Below are 21,716 nucleotides of genomic sequence, written 5' to 3' on the forward strand. Positions count from 1 at the left end.
CCCCTCCGCGGCCCGGGCTCAGGCCGGGTCGAGGTGCCGCCAGGCCGGTGGCCCCGGTGGGCCCGGTGGGCCGGGTAGGGGCGTCGCGGGGTCCGCGGAAGGCGGGGTGTGGGGCGGGCAGTGCCGGGTGGGGATAGGGGTTGACCCCGGCCTCCCGGCAGCCGTGGGCCGGCTGTGGTTCGCCGGCCGAGCTCCGACTGGTGCCTGGGCAGGACCTGTTGGCCCGCTTCGGCGCCGTAGGAGCAGCTACTCGTAGCGGTAGAAGCCCCGCCCCGACTTCTTGCCCAGCAGGCCGCCCTCGACCATGCGCAGGAGCAGGGGTGGGGCGGCGTAGAGGGGTTCGCGGAACTCGTTGTAGAGGCCGTCGGCGACCCGGGCGAGGGTGTCGAGGCCGATCATGTCGGCGAGCCGGAGCGGGCCCATGGGGTGGGCGCAGCCCAGGGTCATGCCGCGGTCGATGTCCTCGGGTGTGGCGAAGCCGGCCTCGGCCATGCGCATGGCGGACATCAGGTACGGCACCAGCAGGGCGTTGACGACGAAGCCGGCCCGGTCCGGGGAGCGGACGACCTCCTTGCCCATCATCTTCGTCACGAACGCCTCGGTGCGCTCGAAGGTCTCCGGCGCGGTGTGCACGCACCCGGTGAGCTCCACCAGCGGCATCGCCGTGACGGGGTTGAAGAAGTGGGTGCCGACGACCTGTTGGGGCCGGCCGGTGGCTCCGGCGACCCGCATGACGGGCAGGGAGGAGGTGTTGGTGGCGAAGACGGCGTCCGGGTCGTCGACGATCGCGTCGAGCCGGGCGAACAGGTCCGTCTTGGCCCGCTCGTCCTCGACGATCGCCTCCAGCACGAACTGCCGGTCGGCCAAGGCCTCCAGCTCGGTGGTGAAGGTGATCCGGCCCAGCACCGAGGCCCGTTCGGCCTGCGCCATCCTGCCCTTGACCACCGCCCGGTCCAGCGAGCCCTCGATCCGGAGCCGTCCGGCCTCGGCGGAGCGCGCCGAGGAGACGGCGACCAGCACCTCCACCCCGGAGCGGGCGCAGGTCTCGGCGATGCCGGAGCCCATCAGGCCGCAGCCGACGACGCCGATCCGGGTGAATCCGCCGTCGTTCACGAGCCCGTACCCGTCGCCTTCCAGCGCAGCACGCTGGTGCCGACCGCCATCCCGCCGCCGAACGCGGCGAGCAGCACGAGGTCGCCGTCGCCGAGCAGACCCGCCCGGTCGGCGTGGTCGAGGGTGACGGGCAGGGACGCGGCGCCGGAGTTGCCGAACTCCTCGACGGTCAGGTGCAGTCGGGCCCGGTCGAGCCCGGCCTGCCCGGCGACCTCGCGCAGCAGGACGCCGTTGGCCTGGTGCGGGACGAGGTGGGCTATCTCGTCGTGGCCGAGGCCGATGCGGGCCAGGAGTTCCTTGACGGCCTGGGGCACCTTCTCGCGGACGTAGTCGCTGACGTCCCGGCCCCGCATCCGCAGGTAGTGGCCGCCCGCGTCGACGGTGTCGTACGACGCGGGGTTGCGGGTGCCGCCTCCCTCGATGACCAGGTAGGGCGCCTGGTCGCCGTGGCCGAGCAGATCGGTGCCGAGGATGCCGTACGGCTCCGGGACGGGACCGAGGACGGCGGCGCCTGCCCCGTCGGCGAGCAGCACCCGGGTGCCGCGGTCGGCGGGGTCGGTGAAGCGGGACCACAGGTCGGCGGCCACGACCAGCGCGTGCGCGCCGGGCCGGGCGGCGACCAGCTTGTGGCCGACGTCGAGCGCGGCGACGAATCCGCTGCACCCGATGTTGAGGTCGAAGCAGCCCGCCCGGTCCGCGCCGATCGCCGCCTGCACCAGGCAGGACACCGGCGGCAGCGGGGAGTCGGGGGTGGTGGTCGCGACGACGACGTAGTCGAGCCGGTCGGCGGGGACGCCGCTGCGTTCCAGGGCGCTTCGGGCGGCGGCGATCGCCAGGTCGGAGGTGGCCTGCTCGGGTGCGGCGTAACGGCGTTCGCGGATGGCCGTCTTGCGGACGATCCACTCGGGGGTCACACCGAGGCCCGGGGCGAGGTCCTCGTTGGTCACCACCTGCTCGGGCACGCAGGAGCCGGTGGCGAGTACGCCCACGGGATGCTCAGACAAAGCTGCGCACCCCCAGCCGGTTGATGCGGTCCTCGCCGATCTCCTCACGCTTGGCCCGGTCGGTGACGCCGAGGCCGGTCTTCGGGGCGAGGCAGAGCACGCCGGTCTTGCCGATGTGGGTGTTGTTCTGCACCTCGCGGGCGGCCTCGCCGATCGCGTCCAGCGGGTAGACGGCGCCGAGCACGGGATGGATGCGGCCCATGTCGATCAGCCGGTTGCTCTCCCACTGCTCGGCCAGGTTGGCCGCGTGGCTGCCGATGAGGCGCTTGAGCTTCATCCACAGGTAGCGGTTGTCGTACTGGTGCTGGTAGCCGGTGGTGGAGCCGCAGGTGACGACGGCGCCGCCGCGGCGGACGACGAACATGGAGATGCCGAAGGTGGCCTGGCCGACGTACTCGAAGACGATGTGCGGGTCCTCGCCGTAGGCGTCGCGGATGATCCGGCCGAGCTTCTTGCCGGAGGCGATGACCTGCGCGGGGTCGGTGCCGTCGCCGTCGCCGATGCCCAGCTCGCTGCGGTTGATGACCAGGTCGCAGCCCAGGTCGCGCAGGGCCTGGGCCTTGTCCTCGGAGCCGACCACGCCGACGGCGATGCCGCCGCCCTGCTGGACCAGCTGCACGGCGTGCACGCCGAGGCCGCCGGCGGCGCCCCAGATGAGGACGATGTCGCCCTGCTTCATGCGTGCGCCCCGGTCGCTGACCAGCATGCGGTAGGCGGTGCCGGCGCAGGCGGGCGTGGAGGCGGCCTCCTCCCAGGTGAGGTGGGCGGGCTTGGGGATGAGCTGGCTGGCGCGGACGATCGCGTAGTGGGCGAGTCCGCCGAAGTTGGTCTCGTAGCCCCAGGCTTTCTGGCCCTCGCCGAGCATGCCGTCGGCGTGGGTGACGGCCTCCTGGTCGTCGACCTGGATGGGGCTGGCCAGCACGTGGTCGCCGACCTTCCAGCGCCGTACGCCCTCTCCGGCGCGCACGATGACGCCGGCCGCGTCGGAGCCGAGCACGTGGTAGGGCTGGTCGTGCCGCTTCTCCCAACGGCCCATCTTCCCGTACGACTTGAGGAAGGCGAAGGTGGGCAGCGGCTCGAAGGTGGCCGACCAGACGGTGTTGTAGTTGACGGAGCTGGCCATGACGGCCACCAGCACCTCGTCCGGGGCGAGTTCGGGCATCGGGACCGGGCCGACGTGCAGTGCCTTGCGTACGTCCTTGTCCTCGGCGTCCCCGAAGATGCCGATGTCCTCGATGCGGGTGTGGGCGGCGATGTACTCGGCGGGCACCGGCAGCTTCGCCAGTTCCTCGGCACTCGCTTCGGCGAGCACCGCCTCGGCCAACACGTCCATGCGAAACCCTTTCCTTCTGCTGGTGGGGAGTGCGCGCCGGGGCCGAGGGGCCCCGGCGCGCGTCGAGCCGTGGCAGTGGTGCTCAGCTCAGGGAGTCGAGCCAGGTGCGAAGAGCCTCGGCGGTGGTGTCCGCGTGCTCCTCGACGATGCTGAAGTGGTCGCCGGGGATGACGAGTTCCTTGTCGGCGTGCGCCCAGGAAGAACGCCAGCTGACGTCCGGCTCCGCGGCGCCGTCGGCGCCTTCGGTGCTCTCGGCCGTGTGGAACCGGTCGGTGGCGTGCAGCAGCAGCGTCGGTGTGGCGATGCCGGTGACCTCGATCTCGGGCATGAGGGTCACGTACCGGGCCATGGCGCTCAGCGAGGTCTTGTTGCCGAGCTGACCCGCCCACACCTCCCGGGCGAGGGCGCCGATGGCGACCTCGGCGGCGAAGCTCTGGAACATCGCGTCGCCGGACACCGGGTAGGTGTCGAGCATGACCGCGCCGACCGGGGCCCGGTGCTCGCGGGCGATCCGTGCGGCGACGGCGTGCGCGAACAGTCCGCCGCCGGAGTGGCCGAGCAGTGCGTACGGCGCGTCGCCGACGGTCTTGGTGACCGTGGCGGCGAGGACGTCGAGCACGGCGTCGGCGGTCTCGGGCAGTTGCTCGCCGGCGCCGAAGCCCGGCATGGCGATCACGGAGACCTTGTGGCTGCCCTGGAACTGGGCGGCGATCTTCGCGTACTGGTAGACGCCGCCCATCGCGGCCGGGGTGCACAGGCACACCAGGTGCGGGGCCTGCTCGCCGTCCGAGAGCCGGACCACGTCGGGCAGCCGGTCGATGTCGGCGCGCGAGGTGAAGGAGGGGCGGATCTTGGCGACCCACTGGAGCATGCCGAGCCCCTCCTGGACGCGGCCGGCCCGGACCATCTCGCGGAACAGCTCGGGCACCGACTCCCCGTCGCCGCCCTCCGAGGCGGTCTGCGGGGCGCTGTCGACGGTGCCGAGTTCGTCCGTGAGGTGGGCGGCGAGTCCGGCCGGGGTGCGGTGGTCGAACACCACGGTGGGGGCCAGCCGCAGTCCGGTCGCCGCGCCCAGCCGGTTGCGCAGCTCCACCGCGGTCAGCGAGTCGAACCCGGACTCCAGGAAGTGCCGTTCGGGCTCGATGGTCTCGCTGTCGCCGTAGCCGAGCAGGGTTCCGGCGTGCTCCAGGACCAGTTCCAGCAGGGTCTTGCCGAGCTGCTCCCGGCTCTGCCCGGCGAGCCTGCGGCGCAGCGCGGACACGTCCGAGGCGGTCGTACGGGACGCGGTGCGGCGGGCGGGCGCGACCAGGGCGCGGAAGGCGTGCGGCACGGCCCCGCCGTCCGGTGCGGCCTGGGCGACCGCCATCGGGATGAGCAACGCCTCACCGCGGGCGACGGCGACGTCGAACAGCTTCAGCGCCTCCGCGTCGGACAGGCCGGTCATCCCGGCGCGGCCGAGGGAGTCCGCGTCGATGCCGGTGACCGCGTCGGGGCCGGTCGCGGTGGTCTCCCACAGGCCCCAGGCCAGCGACTGCGCGGGCAGCCCGTGGGCGCGCCGGTGGGCGGCGAGGGCGTCCAGGTAGCTGTTGGCGGCGGCGTAGTTGCCCTGCCCGGGGTTGCCGAGGACGCCGGCGACCGAGGAGAACAGCACGAACGCGCTCAGCTCCTTGTCCCGGGTCAGCTCGTGCAGGTTCCAGGCAGCGTCCGCCTTGGGCCGCAGCACGGCGGTGACCTTGTCCGCGTCGAGGGAGGTGACGGTCGCGTCGTCGACGACGGCGGCCAGGTGCACGACCGCGGTCAGCGGGTGCTCCTCGCCGATCGCGTCGAGCGCGGCGGCCAGCGCCTCCCGGTCGGCGGCGTCGCAGGCGACGGCAGTGACCTCGGCGCCCAGGTCGGTCAGCTCGGCCACCTGCTCGGCGCCCGCGCCGCGGCGGCCGAGCAGCAGCAGCCTGCGGGCGCCGAGCTCGGTGACCAGATGCCGGGTGAGCAGCCGGCCCACCGAGCCGGAGGCGCCGGTGACCAGAGTGGTGCCGGCCGGGTCGAAGGCGATCCGGTCGGCGGCGTGTCCGGCGCCGGTGCGCACCAGCCGGCCCGCGTGCACGGCCCCGTCGCGCAGGACGGTCTGCGGCTCCCCGCCGGCCACCGCCGCGGCCAGCGCCCGCAGCGAGGCGGCGCTGCCGTCGGTGTCGACCAGCACGAACCGGTCGGGGTTCTCGGACTGCGCGGAACGCACCAGGCCCCGTACGGCGGCCCCGGCGAGGTCGGTGACGTCCTCGTCGCCGACGGCGACCGCGCCCCGGGTCAGCACGAGCAGCCGGGCATCGGCGAACTCACGGGAGTGCAGCCACTGCTGTACGACGGTCAGCGCCTGCTGGACCGCGCTGTGCACGGCGTCCGGTCCGGCCGGGGTGTCCGCCGCGAGGGCGGTGGCGTCCAGGACGACCACGTCCGCGCCGGGCGTCCCGGCGGCGAGCCGGGCGAGGTCGCCCTCGGCGGCCAACGGCAGTCCGGCGGACGCCAGTTCGCGGGCGAGTCCGTCGGAGGCGCCGGTGAGCAGCGCCCAGGTGCCGGGCGCGGCCGTGGCGGTGGTGCGCACCTGCGGCCAGCTCCAGCCGAACAGCAGGTCGTGCCGGGGTGCCGGGCCGCTCTCGAGGAGGCCGGCCGGGCGGATCACCAGGGACTCCACGGAGGCCACCGGGTCACCGGCCTGGTCGGCGATCAGCACGCTCACGGCGTCACCGCGGGTCGGGGTGACCCTCACCCGCAGCCGGGTCGCGCCGGTGGCGTACAGGTCGACGCCCGACCAGGCGAACGGCATGCCCGACTCGACGTCGACGGCCTCGGCGAGGCCGACCGCCTGGATCGCCGCGTCCAGGGCGGCGGGGTGCAGCCCGAACTTGTCGGCGGCGCGGGCGGTGTCGGCGTCCAGGACGACCTCGGCGTACACCTCGTCCGCGTGCCGCCACACCGCGCGCAGTCCGCGGAAGGAGGGGCCGTAGCGGAAGCCGGCCTCGGCGAACCCGTCGTACAGGTCGGTGATGTCGACGCTGTCGGCGCCGGGCGGCGGCCACTGGGTGAGGCCGTCGGGCTCGGGGGCGCCGTCGGTGGTGAGCAGGCCGGTGGCGTGCCGGGTCCACGGGGTGTCGTTGCCGGGGCCGGTGTCGGGGCGGGAGTGGACGCTGACCGGGCGGGCGCCGGAGTCGTCGGCGCCGCCCACGACGGCCTGGACGAGGACCTTGCCGTGCCGGGGCAGCAGCAGCGGGGCCTCCAGGGTGAGGTCCTCCAGGTGGTGGCAGCCGGCCTCGTCGCCCGCCCGGACGGCGAGTTCGACGAACCCGGCGCCGGGGAAGAGGACGGTCTCGCCGAAGGCGTGGTCGGCGAGCCAGCGGTGGGTGCCCAGGGACAGGCGTCCGCTGAGGACGATCTCGCCGGTGCCGGCCAGTTCGACGGCCGAGCCGAGCAGCGGGTGCTCGGTGGCCTCGACGCCGGTCGACGCCATCCCGCCGCTCTGCCGGACCGCCGCCATGTCGACGTCGGGCCAGTAGCGCCTGCGGTGGAAGGCGTACGGCGGCAGCTCGGTGCGCGCCGCGCCCCGGCCGGTCAGCAGCCGGTCCGGCTCGACGGGATAGCCGTCGGTGAACAGGCGCCCGGCCGCCAGGCAGGCCGCGATGTCCTCGGGCACGTCCTTGCGGAGCACGGGCACGACCGCGGACTCCTGGGCGTCGCCGCCCAGGCAGGTGGAGATCATGCCGCTGAGGGCGCCGTCGGCGCTGAGGTCGATGTAGCGGGCCACGCCCGCGGCCTCCAGGGCGCGTACGGCGTCCAGGAAGCGCACGGTGCGGCGGCAGTTGGCGACCCAGTGCTCGGGGTCGGCGAGCTGTTCGCCGGTGACGGGCGTGCCGGTGACGGTGGAGACGATCGGCACCCTCGGGGTGTCGTGGGCGAGGTCGGCGGCGGCCTCGCGCAGGTCGTCGACCAGGGGTTCGAGGAGCGGGGAGTGTCCGGCGCGCGGGATCGGCAGCCGCTTGGTGCGCCGGCCCTCGGCGCGGAAGTGCTCGGCGACCTGCTCCACCTCGTCGGCGTCGCCGGACACCACGACCGTGCGGGGGCCGTTGAGGGCGGCGATGCCGATGCGCTCGGTGAGCAGCGGCAGCACCTCCTCCTCGTCGGCCTCCACGACGACCATCGCGCCCTCGGCCGGGATCTCCTGGAGCAGCTGGCTGCGCTCGCAGGTGAAGCGGACGGCGTCGGCGAGGGTGAACACCCCGGAGACGTGCGCGGCGATGACCTCGCCGCCGGAGTGGCCCATCAGGTGGTCGGGGCGTATCCGCCAGGACTCCAGCAGCCGGGCCAGGGCCACGCCCATGGTGAACTGGGCGGCCTGTCCGAAGGCGACCTGGCCGAGGAGCTGCCCGGTCACGGAGCCGGGTTCGGCGAACATCACCTCGCGCAGCGGCCGGTCCAGGTACTCGTCGAACTCGGCGCACACCTCGTCGAAGGCGGCGGCGAACACCGGGAACGCCTCGTACAGTTCGCGTCCCATGCCGGGGCGCTGGCTGCCGTTGCCGGGGAAGACGAAGGCGACGGGCCCGCCGCGTTCGGCGGTGCCGGTCACCACCGCGGGCGACTCCTCGCCGGCCGCGAGCGCGGCGAGCGCGGTGTCGAGTTCCTCGGTGGTGGCGCCGACGACGGCCGCCCGCTGGGCGAAGCGCGGCTCGCGCAGGGCCAGCGACAGCGCGATGTCGCGCGGGTCGGTGTCCGGGTGCTCGGCGAGGTGGGCGCGCAGCCGCGCGGCCTGGTCGGGCAGCGCCTCGGCGGTGCGGGCGGTCAGCACCCACGGCACGGCGTGGCCGTCGGGGGCGCGGTCGGGCACCTGAAGCTGCTCGGTGGGCTGCTCCGGGGCCTGCTCCAGGATGACGTGGGCGTTGGTGCCGCTCAGCCCGAAGGAGGAGACACCGGCGCGGCGCGGCCGGCCGTGGTCGGGCCACTGCATGGACTCGGCGAGCAGCCTGACGTTTCCGGTCGTCCAGTCGACCTGGGTGGTCGGCTCGTCGGCGTACCGGGTCAGCGGGAGCCCGCCGTGGCGGATCGCCTCGACCATCTTGATGACCCCGGCGACACCGGCGGCGGCCTGGGTGTGCCCGAAGTTGGACTTCACGGAGCCCAGCCACAGCGGCCGGTCGGCGGGCCGGTCCTGGCCGTAGGTGGCGAGCAGGGCGTTCGCCTCGATCGGGTCGCCGAGGGTGGTGCCGGTGCCGTGGCCCTCGACGGCGTCGATGTCGGTGGTGTCCAGTCCGGCGGCGGCGAGCGCCTTGCGGATGACGCGTTCCTGCGAGGGGCCGTTGGGGGCGGTGGGGCCGTTGGAGGCGCCGTCGGAGTTGACGGCGGAGCCGCGCACGACGGCCAGCACCTGGTGGCCGTTTCGGCGTGCGGCGGAGAGCCGCTCCAGGACGACCAGGCCGACGCCCTCGCCCCAGCCGACGCCGTCGGCGGAGTCGGAGTAGGCCTTGCAGCGGCCGTCGCCCGCGGTGCCGTCCATGTACTGGGCGAACGGCTCGGCGTTCACCAGCGCGGTGACACCGCCGGCCAGGGCCAGCTCGCAGTCGCCGTTGCGCAGGGCCTGCGCGGCCAGGTGCAGGGCGACCAGCGAGGAGGAGCAGGCGGTGTCGACGGTGACGGCAGGTCCCTCGAAGCCGTAGCTGTAGGCGATCCGGCCGGACACCATCGAGCTGAGGCCGCCGGTGCCGATGTACTGGCTGTGCGACTCCAGCGCGCTGAGCGGTCCGGTGTCGTACGTGGTCTGCATCGCCCCGGCGAACACGCCGGTGGTGCTGCCCTTGAGGGACAGCGGGTCGATGCCGGCCCGCTCCAGCGCCTCCCAGGTGGTCTCCATCAGCAGGCGCTGCTGCGGGTCCATCATGATCGCCTCGTTGGGACCGATCCCGAAGAAGGCGGCGTCGAAGTCGGGCGTGGAGGACACGAACCCGCCGAGCGGCGTGGTCTTGGACTCGTCGAGCAGCCCCAGCCAGTAGTCCATGTCCCAGGACCGGTCGGACGGGAACTCGGTGAACGCGTCCCGGCCCTCCCAGACCAGCTCCCACAGCTGCTCGGGCGTGGTGACCTCGCCGGGGAAGCGGCAGGCCATGCCGACGATGACGATCGGGTCGTCCGCGACCGATGCCGCGGACACCGCGGGCGCGGCGGGCCCGGCCGCCGTGAGCGAGCCGTACAGCGTCTCGTACAGGTGCGTGGTGAGCGCGCTCGCGGTGGGGTGGTCGAAGACCAACGTGCTCGCGAGCTGGGCGCCGGTGTCGGCGCCGATCCGGTTGCGCAGCTCCACCGCCGTCAGCGAGTCGAAGCCCAGGTCCTTGAACGCCCGCTCCGGATCGATGAGTTCACGCGAGCCGTGGCCGAGGACATCGGCGACGTGCCCGATCACGGTCTCCAGGAGGGAGTCGTACGACGGTGCCGTGGACGCCGGGTCCGCGACGCCCGTGAACATCGTGTCGTAGAGGTGGGCGGTCAGGGCGTTGGCGGTGGGGTGGTCGAAGACCAGGGTGCTCGCGAGCTGGGCACCGGTGTCGGCGCTGAGCCGGTTGCGCAGCTCCACCGCGGTCAGCGAGTCGAAGCCGAGGTCCTTGAACGCCCGCTCCGGGTCGATGAGTTCGCGCGAGCCGTGGCCGAGGACGTCGACGACATGGCCGAGGACCAGGTCGAGCAGCGCGGCCCGGCGCTCGGGCTCGGGCATCCGCAGCCAGGTGGCGAGCCGCGGGTCGGCCGCACTGGAGGTGCGGGGCGCGCTCGCGGCGGCGCGGCGGGGGGTGCCGACGAGGCCGCGCAGCAGCTCGGCGCTGCCCGCGGGCGAGCGGCGCAGTGCGGGCAGGTCCAGCTTGAGCGGGACCAGGAACGGGTCGGCCGAGGTGGTGGCGGCGTCCAGCAGGGCGAGGCCCTCGGCCTCGGTGAGGGCGGGCAGGCCGGTGCGGGCGGGGCCCTGGTGGCCGGGGTCGGCGAGGACGCCCGCCATGCCGGTGTCCTGCGCCCACTGGCCCCAGGCCAGCGACTGGGCGGGCAGGCCCTGGGCGCGCCGGTGGCCGGCGAGGGCGTCGAGGAAGGCGTTGGCGGCGGCGTAGTTGGCCTGGCCGGGGGCGCCGAGGACGCCCGCGGCGGAGGAGAACAGCACGAACGCCGTCAGGTCCTTGTCCCGGGTGAGCTCGTGCAGGTTCCAGGCGGCGTCCGCCTTGGGCCGCAGCACGGTGTCGAGGCGCTCGGGGGTGAGGGAGGCGAGCATGCCGTCGTCGAGGACGCCCGCGGAGTGCACCACGGCGCCGAGCGGGCGGCCGTCGAGCAGTGCCTCGGCGGTACGGCGGTCGCCGAGGTCGCAGGCGACGATCTCGGCGTCGGCGCCCAGCGCGGCCAGCTCGGTGACCAGCTCGTGGGCGCCCGGTGCGCCGGGTCCGCTGCGGCTGACCAGCAGCAGCCGTCGTACGCCATGGGTCTCGGCGAGGTGGCGGGCGACGAGCCGGCCCAGCGCTCCGGTGCCGCCGGTGACCAGCACCGGGGCGTCGGTGTCCCACACGTGCGTGTCGACGGCCTCGACCGTGGCGCGGGTCAGGCGCGGGACGCGGGCGCTGCCGGCGCGTACGGCGACGGACGGCTCGCCCAGCGCCAGCAGGGCGGGCAGCAGTGCGGGCACGTCCTCGGGCGCGTCGGTGTCGACCAGCAGGAACCGGCCGGGCTCCTCGGTCTGCGCGGTGCGGACCAGGCCGTGCACGGCGGCGGCGCCGAGGTCGGTGACGTCCTCGCCGGGCAGGCCCACCGCGCCCTGGGTGAGTACGACCAGGCGGGCGTCGGGGAAGCGGGACTCGGCGAGCCAGGTGTGGACGGCGTCCAGCGCGCGGTGGGTCGCGGCGCGGGCCGCGTCGGCGTCGGGGCCGCCGGTCAGCCGGAGCAGGACGGCGTCCGGGGCGGAGTCGAGGGACGCCAGGTCGTCGAAGGCGGCCACGCGCAGCTCGGCCGGGGCGGCCGGAAGGGCGGCGGGCACCCACTCGACGCCGAACAGGGCGTTGCTCGCGATGCCGGTCGCGGGGCGGCCCGCGGCGGCCAGTTGCTCCTCGGAGACCGGGCGCAGCATCAGCGCGCCGACCGTGGCGACGGGCTGCCCGGTGACGTCGAACAGGTCCAGGGCGACGGTCCGCCCGGTGCCGGCGGGCTCGCCGGTCTGCCGTACCCGGACCCGGACGGCCGCGGCTCCGGAGGCGTGCAGCTCCACGTCGGTGAAGGCGTAGGGCAGGGTGACGGTGCCGTCGTCGGAGCCGGTGTCCGCGTCGAGGAGGCCGATGGCGTGCAGGGCCGCGTCGAACACCGCCGGGTGCAGCCCGAAGTCCTCCGCGGTGGCCTGCGCGTTGTCGGGCAGGGCCACGTCGGCGTACACCTCGCCGGACAGGCGCCAGCCGGCGCGCAGCCCGCGGAACAGCGGCCCGTAGTGCGAGCCGTGCTCGGCGAGTTCGTCGTACATGCCGTCCAGGTCGACGGCTTCGGCGCCGACGGGCGGCCAGGCGGTGAGGGGGGCCACGGCGGCCGCGGCCCCGGTGGGGGCGAGCAGGCCGGTGGCGTGGTGGGTCCAGGGCAGCTGCCCGGAGTCGTCCTCGGGGCGGGAGTGGACGTCGATGGTGCGCACGCCCCGGTCGTCGGCGGCGCCGACGGTCAGCTGGATGCGGATCGCGCCCTCGGGCGGCAGCACCAGCGGGGCGTGCAGGGACAGTTCCCGCACGAGCGGGGTGCCGGTCTGTTCGCCGGCGTGCATCGCCAGGTCGACGAAGGCGGTGCCGGGCAGCAGGACCGTGTCGCCGACGGCGTGGTCGGCGAGCCACGGGTGGGTGGCGGTGGACAGCCGGCCGGTCAGGACCAGGCCGTCGCTGCCGGCGAGGACGGTGGCGGCGCCCAGCAGCGGGTGGGTCGCGGCGTCCACGCCGAGGGAGGCGGCGTCACCGTCGGCGCGGGCCTGGAGCCAGTAGCGGGTGCCCTGGAAGGCGTAGGTGGGCAGCTCGGCGGTGCGGGCGCCGCGGGCGTCGAAGTACGCGCTCCAGTCGGGCTCGACGCCGCGCACGTGCAGCTGGGCGAGGGCGGTGGCGAAGGACGCCTCCTCGGGCCGGCCGCGGCGCAGCAGGGGGACGACGGCCGGGTTGTCCTTGGCGTCGGCGAGGCAGTTCTGGGCCATGCCCGCCAGGACGTTGTCGGGGCCGATCTCGACGAACCGGTTGACGCCCTCGGCGCGCAGCCCGTCGACCGCGTCGCGGAAGCGGACGGTTCCCAGCAGGTGGCGCACCCAGTAGTCGGGGGTGCGCAGGTCGTCCTCGCCGGCGAGGCGGCCGGTGACGGTGGACATGACGGCGATACGGGCGGGCCGGAAGTCCATCCGCTCGGCGACGGCCCGGAACTCCTCCACCATGGGCCGCATCAGCGGCGAGTGGGCGGCGTGGCTGACCCGCAGTCGCTTGGTGCGGCGGCCCTGCTCGGCGAACACCCGCTCCAGGGCAGCGACTTCGTCGGCGTTGCCGGAGATCACCACGGAGTCGGGGCTGTTGATCGCAGCGATGCCCACGCCTTCGGTGAGCAGCGGGCGGACCGTGTCCTCGGTGGCGTTGACGGCGACCATGGCGCCGCCGTCGGGCAGCGCCTGCATCAACCGGCCGCGTGCGGCGACGAGTTCGGCGGCGTCGGCGAGGGAGAGGATGCCGCTGAGGTGGGCGACGGCGAGTTCGCCGGTGGAGTGTCCGGCGAGCAGGTCGGGGCGGATGCCGTAGGACTCCATCAGCCGGAACAGCGCCACCTCGACGGCGAACAGGGCCACCTGGGCGTGGCCGACGCGGTCCAGGGCCTCGGCGTCGCCGTCGATCAGCGGGCGCAGCGGCCGGTCGAGGTGCTTGTCCAGCTCGGCGCACACCTCGTCCAGCGCGGCCGCGAACACCGGCTCGGCGGCGGACAGTTCGCGTCCCATGCCGACGCGCTGGGCGCCGCCGCCGGGGAACAGGAAGGCGGTCGAGCGGCTCTCGCCGCGCACCACGCCCTGCTCGATGCCGGCGGGTTTGCCCTCGGCCAGCCCGGCGAGCGCGGTGAGCAGTTCGTCGCGGTCGGCTCCGGCGAACGCGGCCCGGTGCTCCAGGTGGGAGCGGGTGGTGGCCAGCGCCCGGCCGAGGGCGAGCGGGTCCGCCTCGGGGTGCCGCTGTACGTGCTCCAGCAGGTGGGCGGCCTGGCGGCGCAGGGAGTCCTCGTCGCGGCCGGACAGCACCCAGGGGACCAGGCCGGGGCGGGCGGGCGCCTGCTCGGGCTCTGCCTCCTGGGGGGCCTCTTCGAGGATGACGTGCGCGTTGGTGCCGCTGAGGCCGAAGGAGGAGACGCCCGCGCGGCGGGGTGCGCCGTCGAGGGTGGTCCAGTCGACGTTCTCGGTGAGCAGGGAGATCGCGCCCTGCGACCAGTCGACGTGCTTGCTGGGGCTGTCGACGTGCAGGCTCTTGGGCAGCACGCCGTTCCGCATCGACAGCACCATCTTGAGGATGCCGGCGACGCCCGCGGCGCCCTGGGTGTGGCCCAGGTTGGACTTGACCGAGCCGAGCCACTGGGGGCGGTCGGCGGGGCGCTCCTTGCCGTACGTGGCGAGCAGCGCGTCCGCCTCGATGGGGTCGCCGAGCTCGGTGGAGGAGCCGTGCGCCTCGACCACGTCGATCTGGTCGGGGGTGAGGCGGGCGGCGGCCAGGGCGCGGCGGATGACGCGCTGCTGGGCGGGGCCGCTGGGTGCGGCGATGCCGTTGGTGGCGCCGTCCTGGTTGACGGCCGAGCCGCGCACGACGGCCAGCACCTGGTGGCCGTTGCGGCGGGCGTCGGAGAGCCGCTCCAGGAGCAGCACGCCGACGCCCTCGGACCAGGAGGTGCCGTCGGCGGACTCGGCGAAGGGCCGGCAGCGGCCGTCGCGGGAGAGGTTGCCGTCGAGGCTGAACTCGACGAAGGTGCGCGGGCTGGACATCACGGTGACGCCGCCGGCCAGGGCCAGGGTGCACTCGCCGTTGCGCAGGGCCTGCGCCGCGAGGTGCACGGTGACCAGGGAGGACGAGCAGGCGGTGTCCACGGTCACCGACGGGCCTTCGAGGCCGAGGGTGTAGGAGAGCCGGCCCGACATCGGGGCGGACGAGCCGTAGCTGCCCGGGTAGTTGTGGTACATGACGCCGGTGAACACCCCGACGGGTGTGCCCTTGGCGGAGCGCGGCGGGATGCCGGCGCGCTCGAAGGCCTCCCAGGAGGTCTCCAGGAGGAGGCGCTGCTGGGGGTCCATGAGGAGGGCGTCGCGGGGGGCGATGCCGAAGAAGTCGGCATCGAAGTCTGCGGCGTCGTGCAGGAATCCGCCCTCGCGGACATACGTGGAGCCCGGCCGCTCTCCGGTCGGGTCGTAGAGCCGCTCCAGATCCCAGCCGCGGTCGGTGGGGAACGGGCCGATGACGTCCCGGCCCTCGGTCAGGACTCGCCACAGGTCCTCGGGTGTGCGCACCCCGCCGGGGAATCGGCAGGACATGGCGATGATCGCTATCGGCTCGCTGTTCGCCTCAGTGAGGCGTTTGTTCTGCTCACGGAGCCGATCGGCCTCTTTCAACGACGCGCGCAATGCGTCGACCAGTCGCGATTCAGACATGCTCAGGTAACCCCTACGTCTTCGACCGTAGCGGGCCGGCTCACAGCGCCCGCCGTATTTCCCGGACGGAACTCATAACTCCCGTCACCCGGGCCCGATTGCGTGAATTCCGGCGAACCCCGGGGCGGCTCCAATGGCGACACTTTACGAGCGGCGCCGCGCGGTCCGTACCCCTAGCCGGGCTTGTGGCACCCCTCAGTGCGGCCGCCCCGGCCGATTCCCGTATCGACCGCGCAAGAGCCGGTCGGCGGGGCTGGATGGGCGGTCCGGCACTTTAGGGGTTACCGGGGAGCCCGGGGCGGTGACACGCTGCTATCCCCTGAAAACGACGCCACCGCCGCTCGCCCTGTAGTTCGCACCTTTTTGTGCGAGGCGCCCGCGGGCGGCAATAGCGGTGAATCGCTAGGGGTTGACTACGCGCTGCGCTCACTGAGAGCTTCAATCACCGATCGCGGCCATGAATGAATCATTCGATTCAGGTCCTTCGTGGTCCTGGGCGGCCCACCGGCTGCCACACACGAGAAGGAAACCGATGCGGAGAATGATGCGGAGGTTGCTGATCGCCGTCGCCCATGGCGACGACGAGACCCTCGGCGCCGGCGGCACGATCGCGAAGCTCGCCGACGAGGGGGTGCGGATCAGCCTGTGCGTCCTCACCAACGACGACGGATCCCGGTCCAGGGACGGGCTGAATGCGACGCCCCGCTCCTCCGCGATCGAGGCGGCCGCGAAGATCCTCGGGATCGAGCGTGTCACCGTCCACCAGTACGGGGACAACCGGCTGGACACGGTGGGCCAGTTGGAGCTCAACCGGGCCTTCGAGCAGGAGGTGCGGGAGTTCGAGCCGGACGCCGTGTTCACCACGAGCACGAGCGATCTGAGTCTGGACCACCAGATCGTCAGCCGGGCGGCCCGGGTGGCCGGTCGGCCGGGCCGGGGCAGCGTCCGCGAGGTGCGCTGTTTCGAGGTGCGCTCGGCGACCGACTGCGGTGAGGCGTCGGGCATGCCGACGTTCCGCCCCAACTGCTGGCAGCCGCTGGAGGCCGAGCACCTGGAGCGCAAGCTGGAGGCGCTGCGAGCGTACGGCGCCGAGGTGGAGAACTGGCCCAACTCCCGCAGTGAGCGCGGGGTCCGCGCTCTCGCCGAGTACCGCGGTTCGCAGGTCTGCACCGAGTATGCCGAGGCCTTCGAAGTGCTCAGGGCCGTGCTCTAGCCGGCCGCAGAAGAACTGCTTTCTTCCGAATTTCCCGAATTCCTTCCGGCCGGAACAGCCAAGGCCACATCACACGAGGTCGAGTGGACTATGCCGCATTCCCGCACCATCGAGAAGGCTCTGCCCGTCCCGAGCGAACTCGGCTCCGTCGCGATCGTCGGCATGGGGTACGTAGGACTGCCGACCGCCCTGGGGCTGCACGCGGCCGGAGTGCATGTCGTGGGCATCGACCGCGACGCCGACCGGCTGCGGGCCATCGAGGAACGGTCCGTCGATCTGATCGACTCCGACCACCGCCGGCTCGCGCGCTCGCTCGGGCAGGACGGTTTCGAACTGACCGCCGACGCGGCCCGGATGGCGGACGCCGACGTGGTGATCGTGTGCGTGCCGACGCCCGTCGACCGCCATCTGCTGCCCGATCTGCGGGCGTTGCAGGGTGCCTGTGACGAGGTCGTGCGGCAGGCGCGGGCCGGCCAGACGCTCATCCTGACCTCGACGAGCTTCGTCGGGACCACTACGCGGATGCTGGTCGAGCCGCTGATGGACCGGGGGTTCACTCTCGGCGGCGACATCTTCGTGGCGTCCAGCCCGGAGCGCATCGACCCGGGCAACACCACCCACACCCAGCGGGACACGCCCCGCGTGGTCGGCGGGGTCACTCCGGAGTGCGCCGCGATGGCGGCCCGGGTGATCGACCTGCTGTCGGCGACCCACCAGGTGGGCTCGCCGGAGGTCGCCGAGATGACCAAGCTGTACGAGAACACCTTCCGGGCGGTCAACATCGCGCTGGCCAACGAGTTCGCGGACATCTGCGCGGGCTTCGCGATGGACCCGATGGAGGTCATCGCGGCGGCGGCGACCAAGCCGTACGGCTTCATGGCCTTCCACCCCGGTCCGGGGGTCGGCGGGCACTGCATCCCGTGCGATCCGCACTATCTGCTGTGGCAGTTGCGGGAGACCCGCACGGCCGCGCCGCTGGTCAGCGAGGCCATGACGGCGATCGCCGAGCGGCCGCGGGGTGTGGTGGACCGGATGCTGAGCGTGCTGTCCGACTCGGGCAAGGGGTTCGCCGGCAGCAGTGTGCTGGTGGTCGGCGTCTCCTACAAGCCGGGCGTGCTCGACGTACGGTCGTCGTCGGCGCTGGAGATCATCGACGAGCTGGCCCGGCGCGGCGCGAAGGTCGAGTACTACGACCCGCTGGTGACACGGCTGACCCTGCCGAGCGGGGTCAGCATGGACTCCACGATGGAGCCGGCCGAGCAGGACTGGGACCTGGTCCTGATCCACACGGTGCAGCCGGACCACGACTACTCCTGGATCGCCGACGCCCCGCTGGTGCTGGACGCGACCTACCGCTTCGCCCCCACCGCCGCCGGCCACTCGGCGTAGCCCCTCACGTCCGCTTGCGAAAGGGATCGATCGTGCGTTGTCTGATCACGGGAGGGGCGGGCTTCATCGGCTCGCATCTGACCGAGCATCTGCTGGGCCTCGGGCACGAGGTCGTCGTTCTCGACGACGTCAGCACCGGCAGCACCGGCAATCTGGGCGCGCTGCTGGACGACCCGCGGGTGCGGTTCGTGCGGGGCTCGGTGTGCGACGCCGCGGCGCTGGAGAGCTGCATGGACGGCGTCGACCGGATCTACCATCTGGCCGCCGCGGTGGGCGTGTTCACCATCATGGGCAAGACGCTGGAGAGCCTGCGCACCAATCTGAACGGCACCGAGAACGTCCTGGAGGCGGCCCGCCGGCACGATGTGCCGGTGCTGGTGGCCTCGACCAGCGAGGTGTACGGCAAGAACACCACCGAGGGGCTCACCGAGGAGGCCGACCGGATCGTCGGCTCGCCGCTGAAGAACCGCTGGTCCTACGCCGAGGCGAAGGCGCTGGACGAGACGATGGCGTATCTGTACGGCGTCGAGTACGGCGTACGGACCGTGATCGTGCGGCTGTTCAACACGGTGGGCCCGCGGCAGAGCGGCCGCTACGGCATGGTGATCCCGCGGTTCGTGGCGCAGGCGCTGGCCGGTGAGCCGCTGACGCTGTTCGGCGACGGGCAGCAGATCCGCTGCTTCTGTCACGTCCTGGACGTGGTGCCGGCGCTCGTCGCGCTGCTGGAGGACGAGAGCGCGCACGGCACGGTCTACAACCTCGGCAGCTCCGAGCAGATCAGCATGGCGGACCTGGCGGCCCGGGTCATCGCGGTCACCGGCTCCACGAGCAGCGTGGTGAAGATTCCCTACGAGCAGGCCTACGGTCCCGGTTTCGAGGACATGCAGCGCCGGGTGCCGAACTGTGACAAGGCACGCGCCCAGGTCGGATTCCGGCCCACGCGCACGCTGGACGACATCGTCGCGGCGGTCGTCGCACAGCAGCGCGCCGAGGGTGCGACACGCGAGTAGGGGTGGGGAGGGGTAGAAACGATCTTCCCTCAACGGGCAGGCTGTCGCCTGTCGTTCATCTGCCACCAGCAGGTGATCAAAAGTTGGACCATCCCTGATCGCAGGGGCTGCGGTGAACACCCCCGATTCATTCACAGCACACCCGCGATCTCCATATGGTCTGATACCTTCAACAAGGAACAACTGTGCTCACAGGTAAGTCTATTTACGGGGGATAGACTGTCTATGACGACTGTCGGCAACCAGTTCCAGATGAGTCCGGATGCCGCTCGGAGTTTCCTGCTCGATCAACTGGACCGGAGCAGGCGGGGAAATGGCCGCCTGATCATGCTGAGCGGGGGAATCGCAAGCGGAAAGACCTCTCTGCAGAACGAGCTGTTCGACCACGCCGAGGATCAGGGCTCCCTCACGCTGAGCGCCACGGGAGCCCCTGATGAGCAGGGCATCGGGGCCTCCGCGATCGACCAGCTGCTGGCCAACTCGCCGTTCCCGATCGACGTTCGCACAGGCGACGACCGCGCCGATCCGCACTTCTTACGCGATGTCTGCGACGCCCTGCTCAACCTGGCCAGGGAAAAGTCGCTCGTGATCGGTATCGATGATCTTCACTTCATCGACGAGACGTCCCTCAAACTGCTTCTCCAGCTGCACCGCAGAATTCGCTCGACGAAACTGCTCATAGTGCTCAATCAACCGGACTGGCGACAAAGTCCCTTCACCCGGCTGAGCGCCACGTTCGCACGACAACCACGTTACTACTCGGTACAACTGACGCCGTTCTCCGAATGCGGTGTGGAATCCCTGCTGAAGGAGACACTGGACGGCGACGTGGACGCGGCACTGACGACCGCGATCCATGAACTCAGCGCGGGGAACCCGATGCTGGCGAGCGCGCTGGTCCAGGACTACCAGGCCGGCGAGCGCACCGGTGAGCCCGTCGTGGGCGGCGCCTACGCCCGCGCCGTCCGGGCCCTGCTGGACCGTCCCGACACGGAGCTGCTGGAGGTCGCCTCCGCTCTGGCGATCCTCGACGGCCCCGGTGAGCCCGAGCAGATCGCCGGTCTCACCGACGTCCACCCGCAGGGGGTCGGCCGGCTGCTCGACGCCCTGGAGCGCTGCGGGCTGCTCGCCGGCGGGGCCTTCCGGCACCCGCGGGCCAGGACCGCCGTGCTCGACTCGCTGCCCCCGGCCCTGCGGTCGCGGCTGCACGAGTCGGCGGCACGGATGGGGCACGAGACGGGCGCGCCCGCCGCCGACGTGGCCCGGCATCTGGTGGCCGCCGACGGCCGGCCGGCCACCTGGTCGGTCCCGGTGCTGCGGCAGGCCGCCGAGCAGGCGATGAGCGGCAACGACGTCGCCTTCGCCCGGCAGGCCCTCGAACTGGCCCTGCCCTCGGCCGAGGACGCGGACGTGGAACGCTCCATCCGCCAGTCCCTGGTCTGGAGCAGCTGGCGGGTGAATCCTTCCTGCGCCGCCGCGCACATACCGTCCCTGCGGACGGCCGCCCGGTTCGGCACCCTCGACCAGGACGGCTGCTTCGCGCTGATGCGGCACGCGCTGTGGCAGGGCGACCGGGTCCTGTTCAACGAGACGTACCGCATCCTGTCCGAGTCACCGGAACCCCTCGACCCGCGCACCGAGGCCGAGTTGAGCCTCGCCTACTCCTGGTACTTCGGCCCGCCGACCGGGCAGTCGGCCGAGGACGAGCCCGCCACCCGGCCGCGCTCGACGCCCTGGGTGCAGACCACGGAAGCGCTCAGACACGCCTGGGGCCGGGCCGGCAGCGACGCGAGCCTGGCCAGCGCCGAGCGCATCCTGCAGAACTGCGGCCTGGGCAACACCTCCCTGGAGGCCCTCGCCACGGCCATCACCGCGCTCACCCTGGGCGGCCGCAGCAGCGCCGCCGAGCAGTGGTGCGCCCGGCTGGACAAGGAGGCCCGCCGCCGGGGCGCGGTGACCTGGCAGGCCGTCCTGGAGACCCTGCGCGCCGGCATCCAGCTGCAGCGCGACGAGATCCCCGAGGCGGCCGAACGCGCCCGCTCGGCCCTGGACCTGCTCGACGTCCAGGGGTGGGGCATCTCGGTGGGGGACCCGCTCGCCATCATGGTCTACGCGGATATATCCGCGGGGAACTTCCACGACGCGGCCCGCACGCTGCGCATCCCGGTGCCGGACGCGATGTTCGACACCATGGTCGGACTGCGCTATCTGCGCGCCCGCGGCCACTTCCATCTGGCGACCCATCGCCCGCTGGCCGCGGTGAGCGACTTCCAGCGCTGTGAGCATCTGCTGCGCGGCTGGGACGAGAGCGCGCCGACGCCCGTGCCGTGGCGCAGCGACCTGGCGGAGGCGCATCTGCAGCTCGGCAACCTCAAGACCGCGCGCGAGCTGGCCAAGCAGCAGATGAAGCTGTCCATGGAGTCGGACCCGTACGCCTGCGGTCTCGCGCTGCGCGTGCTCGCCTTCACCAGCTCCCCCAGCGACGACCACCGGCTGCTGGGCCGGGCGGCGAAGGTCTTCGAGGACGCCGGGAACCGCATGGAGGTCAGCCGGACCCTGCGGACCATCGCCCGCCTCCAGGCCCAGCGCCAGGGCGGCACGGCCACCGTCCGCGAGACACCGGCACGGGTGCCGCGGCAGGCGACCGCGCTGCCCGCCCGGGTCACCTCGCCGCTGAAGCGGATCGGCATCCCGTACCAGCCGCCCGAGGACAAGGTGCGCGAGGCGGCCCGCCCGGACAAGCCGCGCGCGGCCTCCACGGACCCCTCGGTGCTCAGCGAGGCCGAACTGCGCGTCGCCCAGCTCGCGGTACGGGGCTACACCAACCGGGAGATCAGCAGCCGGCTGTTCGTCACGGTCAGCACGGTCGAGCAGCATCTGACCCGTGCCTACCGCAAGCTCGGCATCCGCGGCCGGCAGGCCCTCGCCGACGAGCTGCGCCAGCGGCACCCGAGCTGACGGGAGCGGGCCGTGG

At 73.0% G+C, this 21,716-nt stretch carries 8 protein-coding genes; 4 read left to right on the plus strand and 4 right to left on the minus strand.

The window, feature by feature from the left end; genetic code table 11:
- Nucleotides 1-246: 246 nt before the first annotated feature.
- From ACIQ6Y_RS05530 to ACIQ6Y_RS05545, 4 genes are all read right to left on the minus strand, one after another.
- On the minus strand, nucleotides 247-1,113 hold the full coding sequence (locus ACIQ6Y_RS05530; protein WP_404033265.1) for a 3-hydroxybutyryl-CoA dehydrogenase: 867 nt from the start codon (nucleotides 1,111-1,113) through the stop codon (nucleotides 247-249).
- A complete protein-coding gene (locus ACIQ6Y_RS05535; RefSeq protein ID WP_404033268.1) occupies nucleotides 1,110-2,117 on the minus strand; it encodes a 3-oxoacyl-ACP synthase III family protein in 1,008 nt (335 codons plus the stop codon). The genes ACIQ6Y_RS05530 and ACIQ6Y_RS05535 overlap by 4 nt, the downstream gene beginning before the upstream one ends.
- The gene (ccrA, locus tag ACIQ6Y_RS05540) at nucleotides 2,110-3,450 is read right to left on the minus strand and encodes a crotonyl-CoA carboxylase/reductase (RefSeq protein WP_404033271.1); all 1,341 of its coding nucleotides are present in this window, start codon (nucleotides 3,448-3,450) and stop codon (nucleotides 2,110-2,112) included. Before ccrA ends, ACIQ6Y_RS05535 begins: the two co-directional genes overlap by 8 nt.
- Before the next feature lie 82 nt (nucleotides 3,451-3,532).
- On the minus strand, nucleotides 3,533-15,130 hold the full coding sequence (locus ACIQ6Y_RS05545; protein WP_404033274.1) for an SDR family NAD(P)-dependent oxidoreductase: 11,598 nt from the start codon (nucleotides 15,128-15,130) through the stop codon (nucleotides 3,533-3,535).
- A gap of 541 nt (nucleotides 15,131-15,671) precedes the next feature.
- Between ACIQ6Y_RS05545 and ACIQ6Y_RS05550 the strand changes: the two genes are divergently transcribed.
- From ACIQ6Y_RS05550 to ACIQ6Y_RS05565, 4 genes are all read left to right on the plus strand, one after another.
- The gene (locus ACIQ6Y_RS05550; RefSeq protein ID WP_404033277.1) at nucleotides 15,672-16,343 is read left to right on the plus strand and encodes a PIG-L deacetylase family protein; all 672 of its coding nucleotides are present in this window, start codon (nucleotides 15,672-15,674) and stop codon (nucleotides 16,341-16,343) included.
- Between the two features lie 90 nt (nucleotides 16,344-16,433).
- Nucleotides 16,434-17,732 carry a nucleotide sugar dehydrogenase gene (locus ACIQ6Y_RS05555; RefSeq protein WP_404033280.1) on the plus strand — a complete coding sequence of 433 codons (1,299 nt, stop codon included), beginning with the start codon at nucleotides 16,434-16,436 and terminating at the stop codon, nucleotides 17,730-17,732.
- A 32-nt stretch (nucleotides 17,733-17,764) separates the two neighbouring features.
- Nucleotides 17,765-18,742: an NAD-dependent epimerase/dehydratase family protein gene (locus ACIQ6Y_RS05560; protein ID WP_404033282.1), complete on the plus strand. Its 978-nt coding sequence runs from the start codon at nucleotides 17,765-17,767 to the stop codon at nucleotides 18,740-18,742.
- A gap of 327 nt (nucleotides 18,743-19,069) precedes the next feature.
- Nucleotides 19,070-21,700 (plus strand): LuxR C-terminal-related transcriptional regulator, encoded by a 2,631-nt coding sequence (locus tag ACIQ6Y_RS05565; protein ID WP_404033285.1) that lies wholly within the window; start codon nucleotides 19,070-19,072, stop codon nucleotides 21,698-21,700.
- The last annotated feature ends 16 nt before the right edge of the window (nucleotides 21,701-21,716 follow it).

The organism is Streptomyces sp. NPDC096205 (genome assembly GCF_044763135.1).
In the GTDB taxonomy this organism is placed as follows: domain Bacteria; phylum Actinomycetota; class Actinomycetes; order Streptomycetales; family Streptomycetaceae; genus Streptomyces.

What these genes read in the sequence shown, in the direction of transcription:
- ACIQ6Y_RS05555 (WP_404033280.1), top strand. Translation starts at nt 16,434, where the DNA reads ATGCCGCATTCCCGCACCATCGAGAAGGCTCTGCCCGTCCCGAGCGAA.
- ACIQ6Y_RS05565 (WP_404033285.1), top strand. Translation starts at nt 19,070, where the DNA reads ATGCTGAGCGGGGGAATCGCAAGCGGAAAGACCTCTCTGCAGAACGAG.
- ACIQ6Y_RS05545 (WP_404033274.1), bottom strand. Translation starts at nt 15,130, where the DNA reads ATGTCTGAATCGCGACTGGTCGACGCATTGCGCGCGTCGTTGAAAGAG.
- ccrA (WP_404033271.1), bottom strand. Translation starts at nt 3,450, where the DNA reads ATGGACGTGTTGGCCGAGGCGGTGCTCGCCGAAGCGAGTGCCGAGGAA.
- ACIQ6Y_RS05550 (WP_404033277.1), top strand. Translation starts at nt 15,672, where the DNA reads ATGATGCGGAGGTTGCTGATCGCCGTCGCCCATGGCGACGACGAGACC.